Genomic DNA, 9,314 nt, shown 5'->3' with positions numbered 1-9,314 from the left:
AACCCTCCTGCCGTGCGTTCACTCAATTTTTCGTGTTTGAAATCTTTAATTAGCTGGAAATTATCGATCAAAGGTTCAATCTTTAGTCCATCAATGGTGATAACGTTATGCCCATCATTCAACAAATGATGAGCTAAATTAAAACCAGCAGGACCAAGGCCTACAACTAGAACGTTTTTTCCGGTGTTTTCTCTTGGCAATGAACGCTGAAAATTTAAAGGATTCCAACGGCTGAGCAGAGAATATATTTCAAATCCGTACGGTAAACTGAGCACATCATCCAGAATCCTTGTTTCAATTGCTGGCACATTTACGGGTTCTTGTTTTTGATATATGCACGAATTCATGCAGTCATTGCATATTCTGTGCCCAGTGGCTGCACATAGCGGATTATCTATCATCACAATTGCAAGACTTGCTATGCTGTACCCTTCGCTTTTCACCAGATTCATTTCTGATATTTTCTGCTCTAGTGGGCAGCCGTGCAGTTCAACTTTTAGTGGAGATTGTTTAAAAGTATTGTCGTTATTAATTAGCCCCTTTGAGCAGCTGTCCTTACTTTGCTTATGACAAAATATGCAGTAGTGAGCATTATCTAGTGCTTTATTCAAACTCACCTTTTTGCTTGTTAGATCAAAACCGTATCGTCTTTTTACTTCATTTGAATACAGCACTTCAACTTTGTCCACTTCTTTTTTAGAAAATGGTATGAGGTTTTCGTGGTCGATTTTTTTATGAATACTGAATAATATACTCTGTTTATTTTTTACTCTCCACACTGCATATTGTGCTGCAAGTTCTATTTCTTCTTTGTGATTTTCTTTATCTTCAAACCAATGCATCACCTGCTCAGCAAAATTTTTTTCTGTTGTTGGCAAAGTGAGAAAATGACTTAGTTTGTTAGTAATATCTATATTCGCCACATTAGTGTATTTCTTCAATGCATAGCGTTGGACAAATAATCTTTTGCACTTATATATTACAGCAAAGTCGTTGTGCTTTTTCTTTAGCTCCTCTATTTCTTTTTCAACATTGAAAAGTTTTGCAATAAATTCATCAAGTAAATATGAGAGGTCTACTATTAACTGACTATCTGTCATCCAAGTAGCTGACCGTCCTTCTTGTTTTCTAGATCCCAGTGTCAAGCACTGGGATGACGGGGGGTGACACTGGGATGACATTGAAGAAGAAGCTGCTTTTTCTCTTGCTTCAATTAATGAACAAAACAAGCTCTCATCACATGATTTGATATAATTCAAAAATGTCTCATCTAATTTTATTAATCCATTGCGAGTATATAGATTAGAAAATGAGATGTTGAAATTGAGCTTCATTGCTATACTATACAGTGTACATGCTGTTTCTTACAGATGAAGATTTTATTTATTTTGCAATACTGCTGAGATTGTTGCTTCTGCAACTTTTTCTTCGCTAACAGATGCAATACACCTAAATTTGTGTACACCTAAACACACACTTTGAATGTTAGCTTGAAGAATCAATGTGTCCCCTGGAGTAACTAGCTTTCTGAATTTTGCATTTTCAATGGATCTCAAGTAAACAACTTTATTTTCTATTGTTTCTTTACCTAGAACACATATAGCAGATGCCTGAGCTAGAGATTCAATTATCAAGACTCCTGGCATTATTGGATGACCAGGGAAGTGGCCAATAAAAAATGGCTCATTGAAAGTCACATTTTTGATTGCTTTTATACTTTTACCAGGATCACACTCTATAACTCTATCTACTAAGAGAAACGGATAAGAATGTGGTAATATTTTTATAATATCACTGATATTAAATTGCATAAGCCTACTCAATGCCTTTCAAAGCAAATTCAGGTATTTTCTTGTTTATATTGTTTAATACCACATCTGATAAATCAACTTCATCCATGGAGTATAAAACTTGGTTCTTTTTTGAAATAAATAGTACCAAATCTATGTTGTTTTTTTCTGCCGTTTTTTTAGCGACTTCTTTTATCTTGTTAAAAACACTCTCTACTGCGTCTCTATAGCTTTCTTCTAAATGTAACATTTTTTTAGCGTAATTATCTCTAGTATTTACAGTGTGCTTATTAAACTGTTCTGTCTTTTCTTTTTTTGCTTCTTCTGACAAAAGTTCAAATTCTTCTTTTGATGGCTTAAGTTTTTCTAACTCACTTTCAAATTCTTGTTGTAATCTAGAATTCTGCTCCTTTATTTGTTGTTGTATATCTTGCAGAGCAAGAGATTCATTGATGACTTTGTCACTATCGATAATTGCAGCTTTTGTGTTCTGAGGTTGATATCCTACAAACTTATACCCCACAAATAAGGAAATAATTAAGGCAATAACTGATATAGATAACTGTATATATTTCATTCAAATCCCCGCTTCAATAGAAAATTTAACATTTGGTGATGGTATTATATCATAAGATTCCTTTACTAAAGGAAACCCGAAATCCAATCTAAGTCTACCAAAAGGAGAAAGCATTGAAAAGCCAAAACCTGGTGACACTCTCACAAGCTTGCTATCGTAGTATTTCCCTTCATACTTCTTATCTTTATCATCTAAGCCAAAAAGTGTTGCATAGTCAACAAATAGTGAGCCTTTGATACCAGCATAGTCATATAGTTTTGGTAGAGGAAAATCCACTTGCTGTGTTAGATTAAAATAAGTTTTGCCTCCTAATGAGCTTTTATTTTTGTCTTCTGCTCTTGGTCCAATACCGGAAAGGTCAAACCCTCTAATCTCATTACCCCCTTTAAAAAAGTGCTGGCCAATGTTTAGATTTTCATCGGTATAAGAAAAAATATGACCTGCCGCCATCTTAAAGCGTAGCGTTATATCATCGTCAATTTTGCTTAATATAGGGTGCGTATAAAAAGATAAGAATTCAGATTTTAGGAAATTCACGTTTCCTCCCAATCCTGAAATATCCTGACTTAAGCGCAGTAAATACCCTTCTTTTGGAGCATATAGATTATCCAGTTTATTATATGCCAACGCGTATCCCACTGATGAAATCTGATGTTTACCTTTTCGGTCCAGTATTATTTCAGAGATATCGGTGTCTTGTCCACCCTTATTATCCATGTGTATATGATTATACTTATAAGAATAGTGAAGGGAATTAGTTAAGTTCTCTGTGACTTTATATGATAACTTTGTAAAAAATCCCATATCGCAACTATCAAAAGTAGTGTTTGGTTTATCTTGTTTTTCATAAAATACACCCATGCCTAGTGACGTATCAGAATCGTTAAAATTATTTTCAACAAACTCTAAATCAGTAGAAAATACGTATTGACTTTTTTCAAGAGCAAAAGAGAGCTCTTTTCCAGTACCAAATAAATTACGGTCTTTGAGGTCAATTTTAATCAATGCTCCACCAGGAAGAGACACACCTCCTCCCAAATACAACGAAGTAGTGTTTTTTTCTTTAACACTTAAGTCAAGATTTACTGCATTATCATTAACTGCATAACTATTTACTTTCACTGTTTCAAAAAAATCACTACTCATTAGTTTTTTACGTGACTTTTGAATCTCAGATATATTGTACGCATCACCCTCTGCCACACTTAGCTTACTTCTGATCACTTTATCTAAAGTGGGATCGTTACCATCAATTGTAATTTGATTTATATAAATCTTTTTACCCGGCAGCACTCTGTAGGTTACATCTACAACATTGTCACGTTGTGCATACTCTGGATTAACTTTTGCAAATATATATCCTTTCTCATTTAAATATTTGTTTATTTTTTCTACTGTATTATTAATTTTAACTCTATTAAATATCTTATCGTTTTCCTCTGTTATAAAATCCAATATTTCTTCTTTTAGGCTCAAATCCTGAATTTCAGTTTCAATATTAACCTCATTATTTCCAAATAAATACTGCTGTCCTTCGTCAATCAAAAAAGTTAACTCTGTTTGATTGTTATTATCAACCTCAACAATTGGTTGAATATTATTTTGAATATATCCTTTAGATGAATAAAAATGATCGAGCAATTCTGTGTTAATCAATAGATATTGCGGTGAATAATGATTTCCGCCTTTAAAAATAGCTCTAAATAACTTACTAAATATGTCATTACTATGTCTTTTGATAACTTGCTCTAGCTCATTTTCAGAAAAGTTTTTATTGCCTATAAATCTCATATCCTTAATTTTAGAGGTTTTGCCTTCTTTTATTTTAAAAATTAGATTGACCCTATTGCCATCAAGCTTATTCAGGTCATATTCAATTTTAACACCAATCTTACCGTTATTTCTATAAGTAGTGACTAAATTCACTAAATCGTTTTGCAATTTTGTTTCAGTTAAAATAGTTAGCGACTTTGATTGAATCACATTACTTAGCAGCTCTTTGCTGTTAAATAACTTATTGCCTTTTAACACTACCTTGTTAATCAGTGGATTTTCTTGAATTTTTATTACTAAATTTTTTTTATCATCTATGTAAGCATTAACACTAGCAAATAACTTTGTTTTATATAGATCTTTTATAATTGAGTCTATATCATCGTCGTTTATATAATCACCAGATTTTAGTTTTATATAGAACCCTATTGTCTGGTTGCTTACCCTCTCATTACCAATACATTTGACATCTTTCACCTGCACTTTTTCCGCAGTTCCTAAAGCAACAAGCAGGGCAGGAAAAGAAATAAAAACCACTACCAGTATATAAAATAGCTTTTTCATATTTTATTTCAAAAAAGATCCCTAATATCATTTGACATTCCAGTTGCCATAAGCAAAAACAACACTAAAGCACCAAAAATAGCTGCATATTTTTGACATTTCAAGCTTAAATCCCTACGTATAACCGCTTCTATGATATAATGAAATAAATGCCCACCATCCAGCAGTGGTATTGGCAGCAAGTTAATTGCAGCTAAATTAGCTGAAATAATTGCCATGAAATACACAACCATAACGACCCCCTTTTTAGCTGATTGCCCTGAATACTTTGCGATTTTTATTGGCCCACCTATTTCATTGATACTCCTTTTACCAACAATAATGTGAAAGAGAGCCTTGATCGTTAAGCACATAGTGTGGTAAGTTTCACTTACTGATAAGCTCACAGCCCCAAGAAAAGACGACTGCTTTAATGTATTGACTGAAATAATCCCTATAGTTTCTCTTTCTATTGTGTTGCCAAAAACGTCTTTGTCCTTGATTATTAATGGAGTTAAACTGGTGCTGTGCTTCTCATTATTTCTGCCATACTCAATCTCCATTCTTGTTTTAGGATTCGACATTATCACACGTGAAATATCTTCAAAGTATTTTATTTTATGCTCATTGATTTGTGTAACAGTGTCACCTGGCAACAAACCAGCTTGCTTAGCTGCACTACCTTCGATTACATTTTCAATCACCGGTGGAGTGCGATAATAACCTGCTATGCTAAAAAATATTGTAAAAGCTATAACAGCAAATACCATGTTTGCAAAAGGCCCTGCAAAAACTACTGCTGCTTTTTTATGACGCGGTTTTGTATGAAATGAATACAATTTTTCTTCTTCCGTTAATTCTTGTTGATCAGCTGGGACACTCGCTGCATTAGTATCTCCTAGCATTTTAACATAACCACCCAATGGAACAACGCTTAATTTCCATCTAGTTCCAGACTTATCGTTAAAACCAAAAATTTCAGGACCAAAACCTATGGAAAAAGATTCAACTTTAACTTTGCATGCTTTGGCAACAACATAATGCCCATATTCATGTACGAATACTATGACAGAAATTATTAAAGAAAATGATAAAAAATAATATATTCCATCGCTAAATTGATGGATAAGATTAGAAATTAATTCCACCTGTATATTTAGATCTTAACAAAATGTTAAGTATATTAAAATGCGCCTCGCTTGACAAGTATTTAGTTTAACTTTTAAATTAAAAAAAGTTTAATTGTAATGACAGATACCTCACTACTCAGAAGAAAATTAATATATAGAAGCTGGCATAGGGGTTGCAAAGAAACCGATATACTTTTAGGGCATTTCGCATTGAAATATCTTGATAAATTTTCCTTAAGCGAACTAATCGAATACGAAAAAATAGTTGATCTTGATGATTACGAATTATATTGTTACATAACTCGTAAGACAAACCTCCCTCCTGGCTTGAATAGTCAGGTAGTCAATTTAATTGCTTGCTTTATTGAAGCTAATCCTTTATGCACTCAAGATTAGTGATAATCTTATTTACCTTATCTAGTACCTCAGTATATTCTATTCTTTTCTCGTTTCTATACTTTTCGCGCTCTTGATTTACTTCATCTAATCGCTTTGTTAATTCTAAAATTTTATCCTCAAGAATTAGTGCTGCAAGTAAGAAATTTAATGCATCCGAACCCTTACCTCCAGTTTTTTGAGATACAGAACTAACTAACTTGTCAAAACTATTAGCAAGGCGTAATAAATGATTCCCCTTCCCACTTTCGCAAGATATTTTATATGTGTTATTACGTATAACTATTTCTACTACTTGCATATGGTGCTAAAAATTTCTATCGTACAGTATAAACTCAAACCCCTACTTTCATCTTATTTATGGTATAAATTTTTATTCATTTATCAAATCAGATAATTTTTTACTGCTACGAAAATATGTTTTAAAGTATTGATTCTTTGTAAACTTCTGTAACATTAAATGGCTTGTTTCTTTCAAGTTATAACTTCTAACTGAAAAAGAACCAAACCCCCTAATTTCAACTCTATCATGATGTTTCAATGTGCTTGAAAGTATCCCAAAAAATCTATCAACTATAGCTGCTATAACAATCTTATCTAAAAAAGGATGCCTTTTTGCTACCCTCGCTATTATATCAGACTTTGTTGCCATTTATATGAAGCCAAAATAAGTAAACCTTATTACTTAGCAGATAATGCTATGTTATATTCTTCAACACCCAATACTTCAACTTCTATTTTTTCTGATATAGAGAATTTTTTATTCTCTGGTAAATGCTCTTGATCTATTAGAAGGGTTACATCGTTCTCAACTTCAACGACTAGTCCATTATCTTCTCTCTTACCTACAATAACCTGTATTTTATCACCTACCTTAACTTTCTTTATCAGTTCTTCAAGAGGATCATACTCTATTTGTTTTATTCCAAGATAAATTCTTGCCCGATTCACGTTAGCCCTTATTACTTTTGCTTCTATTTTATCACCCACATTATACTTCTTTATCTCATCTGAACCATTTTTAGACCAACTAAAATCTTTCACGTATATTGTCCCTTCTACGTTCTCATCTATTTCAGAATCACCGAAAGCAACAGATACATATGAGCCGGTATTATTCTTCACTTCACCAGAAACAATAGAACCAGGAGGATATTTATTGATAAATACTTGCCAAGGGTTGTCTACACACCTTTTCATGCTTAAACTCATCCTACTCTTAGCAATGTCAATACTGAGAATTTTCACATATACTTCTTGTCCCCTTGTTACGAGACTACTAACTGGTAAATTACTCTTAACCCAAGTTATTTCTGACGAGTGCACTAAACCTTCAATTCCAGGTCTAAGCTCAACAAATAATCCATAATCTTCTATGCTTGCTACATAACCCTTATGCACACTATCAACTGGATATTTTGACTCTGCATCTTGCCAAGGGCTATCTTCTAGCTGCTTCACACCCAAGGAAATTTTAGCATTTTCCTTGTCTATTTTTATAATTTTAACTTTTATAGTCTGACCACAAGTAAAAACTGCAGACGGATGACTTACCCTACTCCAAGAGATATCTGTAATATGTAACAATCCATCTATAACTCCCACTACATCTGATTCATGAATACCGACAAATACACCGTAATGAGTGATACTTTTTATTTTCCCTTCTATTATATCGCCTTCATTTAAAGATTCTAAAAATTTAATTTTTTCACCAGCGTGCAATTTTTCTAACACCAGCTTTCTTGATACTACAATATTGCCCTGCTTCTTATCCATTTTAAGCACGATGAACTTTTGTTCAGTTTCAATAAGGTGCTTCGCATCTTTTACTTGCTTCAAATCCACATGACTCAGCGGTAAAAAAGCGCTTATTCCGTCACCAAGATCAACAATAAAGCCACATTTAATTGAGCGTTTAATAACTCCGCTTACTTCAGCCCTTGTAACTGTATCTTCTTCCAACTTATTCCATTTTTCGTCCCTAATTGCTTTTTCACGACTAAGAACAACATTACCATGATAATCTTCGATTCTTTCCACATAAACTCTGATTTTCGAGCCAATAATGACCTCATCATTACAACCGAGTTCCTTGATCAGAATTCTCCCGTCAGATTTTAAACCAATATCAACCACAACGTCGTTAGGGTTTATTCTTGTAATTACACCTTCTACCACATCTCCTTCTTTAATTTTGTTAACAAAAGAATCTTCAAACAAGGTATTATCTTGATCCTCAAATTGGCCTTGACATATCTCTTCTATAAATCTGTTTGATGATAGCCTTCTGATAGTAACCGGTAGATTTACGACTGGATTATTATTATTCATACCTTTAACTTAAACTTTATTAGAACTCATATATTATATAATATTAACAATTATTGACAAGTAATTTTTCATTAACTCATTTCGAGAATTGTTTAAGCTATATAAAATATAGTGAGAAAATTATATATGTATCAAGAATATGCTATTTAAGAATAGCAAGTGGATTAGATCGTTCTCCAGAAGGTCCAGGCTAAAACCTGATGTTGATGAAATATTGGAAAAATATTCTATTCAAAACAGCAAGGAATCTGTAGAGAAAATTGTAAATCCACAAAAAAGAATATGGGTAGAAATAGGCTTTGGCAACGGTGAAAATATGCTTTACCAGGTGCTCAATGAACCTGATCTATCATTTATAGGATGTGAGCCCTACTTAAAGGGGGTTTCTCGCTTGCTGACAAACATAGAAATACAGAACATAAAAAATATTTTAATGTGGACAGAAGATACAAGAGAATTGATTGCAAATTTTCCTGATAACAGTGTTGAAAGATTCTTTATTCTCTTTTCAGATCCATGGCCAAAAAGAAGTCACAATAAAAGACGATTAATTAATACGGAATTTTTAAATTTATTAGCAAAAAAATACTTATAACAGGGGAAATATTCATTGCAACCGATCATCAGGACTATGCAGAGTGGATAGCATCACATATAAAGCAGTGTAACTCTTTAATCTATAGGGAAGACGATTTCACAAGTTATACTCTTAGAACCTGTTTAAAATCTTCGTAATAGGAGAGAAATGAAGGAAAGGACAATCATTTGCAA

The 9,314-nt window shown here is 33.0% G+C and carries 8 protein-coding genes and 2 pseudogenes; 2 read left to right on the top strand and 8 right to left on the bottom strand.

Annotation, left to right across the window (positions count from 1 at the left end; translation table 11 throughout):
- From OZD61_RS01990 to rseP, 5 genes and pseudogenes are all read right to left on the bottom strand, one after another.
- Positions 1–1,334, bottom strand: a pseudogene (locus OZD61_RS01990) (FAD-dependent oxidoreductase); the annotation flags it as partial.
- 45 nt (positions 1,335–1,379) lie between these two features.
- Complete coding sequence (fabZ, locus tag OZD61_RS01985) at positions 1,380–1,811, bottom strand: 3-hydroxyacyl-ACP dehydratase FabZ (protein ID WP_065094742.1); 432 nt, start codon at positions 1,809–1,811, stop codon at positions 1,380–1,382.
- A gap of 4 nt (positions 1,812–1,815) precedes the next feature.
- Positions 1,816–2,367, bottom strand: a complete 552-nt coding sequence (locus tag OZD61_RS01980) for an OmpH family outer membrane protein (RefSeq protein ID WP_274979660.1) — start codon at positions 2,365–2,367, stop codon at positions 1,816–1,818.
- Entirely contained in the window at positions 2,368–4,704 is a 2,337-nt protein-coding gene (gene bamA, locus OZD61_RS01975; RefSeq protein ID WP_274979659.1) for an outer membrane protein assembly factor BamA, read from the bottom strand.
- An 8-nt stretch (positions 4,705–4,712) separates the two neighbouring features.
- The gene (gene rseP / locus OZD61_RS01970) at positions 4,713–5,831 is read right to left on the bottom strand and encodes an RIP metalloprotease RseP (protein ID WP_274979658.1); all 1,119 of its coding nucleotides are present in this window, start codon (positions 5,829–5,831) and stop codon (positions 4,713–4,715) included.
- Positions 5,832–5,930: 99 nt separating this feature from the next.
- On the opposite strand from rseP, the gene OZD61_RS01965 reads away from it, so the two are divergent.
- Positions 5,931–6,209: an FAD assembly factor SdhE gene (locus tag OZD61_RS01965; protein ID WP_274979657.1), complete on the top strand. Its 279-nt coding sequence runs from the start codon at positions 5,931–5,933 to the stop codon at positions 6,207–6,209.
- Here OZD61_RS01965 and OZD61_RS01960 read toward each other — a convergent pair.
- From OZD61_RS01960 to OZD61_RS01950, 3 genes are all read right to left on the bottom strand, one after another.
- Positions 6,184–6,510: a cell division protein ZapA gene (locus OZD61_RS01960; protein WP_010082086.1), complete on the bottom strand. Its 327-nt coding sequence runs from the start codon at positions 6,508–6,510 to the stop codon at positions 6,184–6,186. The genes OZD61_RS01965 and OZD61_RS01960 overlap by 26 nt on opposite strands.
- A 72-nt stretch (positions 6,511–6,582) precedes the next feature.
- The gene (locus OZD61_RS01955) at positions 6,583–6,861 is read right to left on the bottom strand and encodes an HU family DNA-binding protein (RefSeq protein WP_274979656.1); all 279 of its coding nucleotides are present in this window, start codon (positions 6,859–6,861) and stop codon (positions 6,583–6,585) included.
- Positions 6,862–6,890: 29 nt separating this feature from the next.
- Positions 6,891–8,543 carry a 30S ribosomal protein S1 gene (locus tag OZD61_RS01950; RefSeq protein ID WP_274979655.1) on the bottom strand — a complete coding sequence of 551 codons (1,653 nt, stop codon included), beginning with the start codon at positions 8,541–8,543 and terminating at the stop codon, positions 6,891–6,893.
- Between the two features lie 139 nt (positions 8,544–8,682).
- On the opposite strand from OZD61_RS01950, the pseudogene trmB reads away from it, so the two are divergent.
- Positions 8,683–9,254: pseudogene (trmB, locus tag OZD61_RS01945) on the top strand (tRNA (guanine(46)-N(7))-methyltransferase TrmB); the annotation flags it as partial.
- Positions 9,255–9,314: the final 60 nt, after the last annotated feature.

It is taken from the genome of Wolbachia endosymbiont of Drosophila bocki (assembly GCF_028982005.1).
Lineage (GTDB): Bacteria > Pseudomonadota > Alphaproteobacteria > Rickettsiales > Anaplasmataceae > Wolbachia > Wolbachia pipientis.
This window is presented reverse-complemented; position numbering and strand designations above follow the sequence as displayed.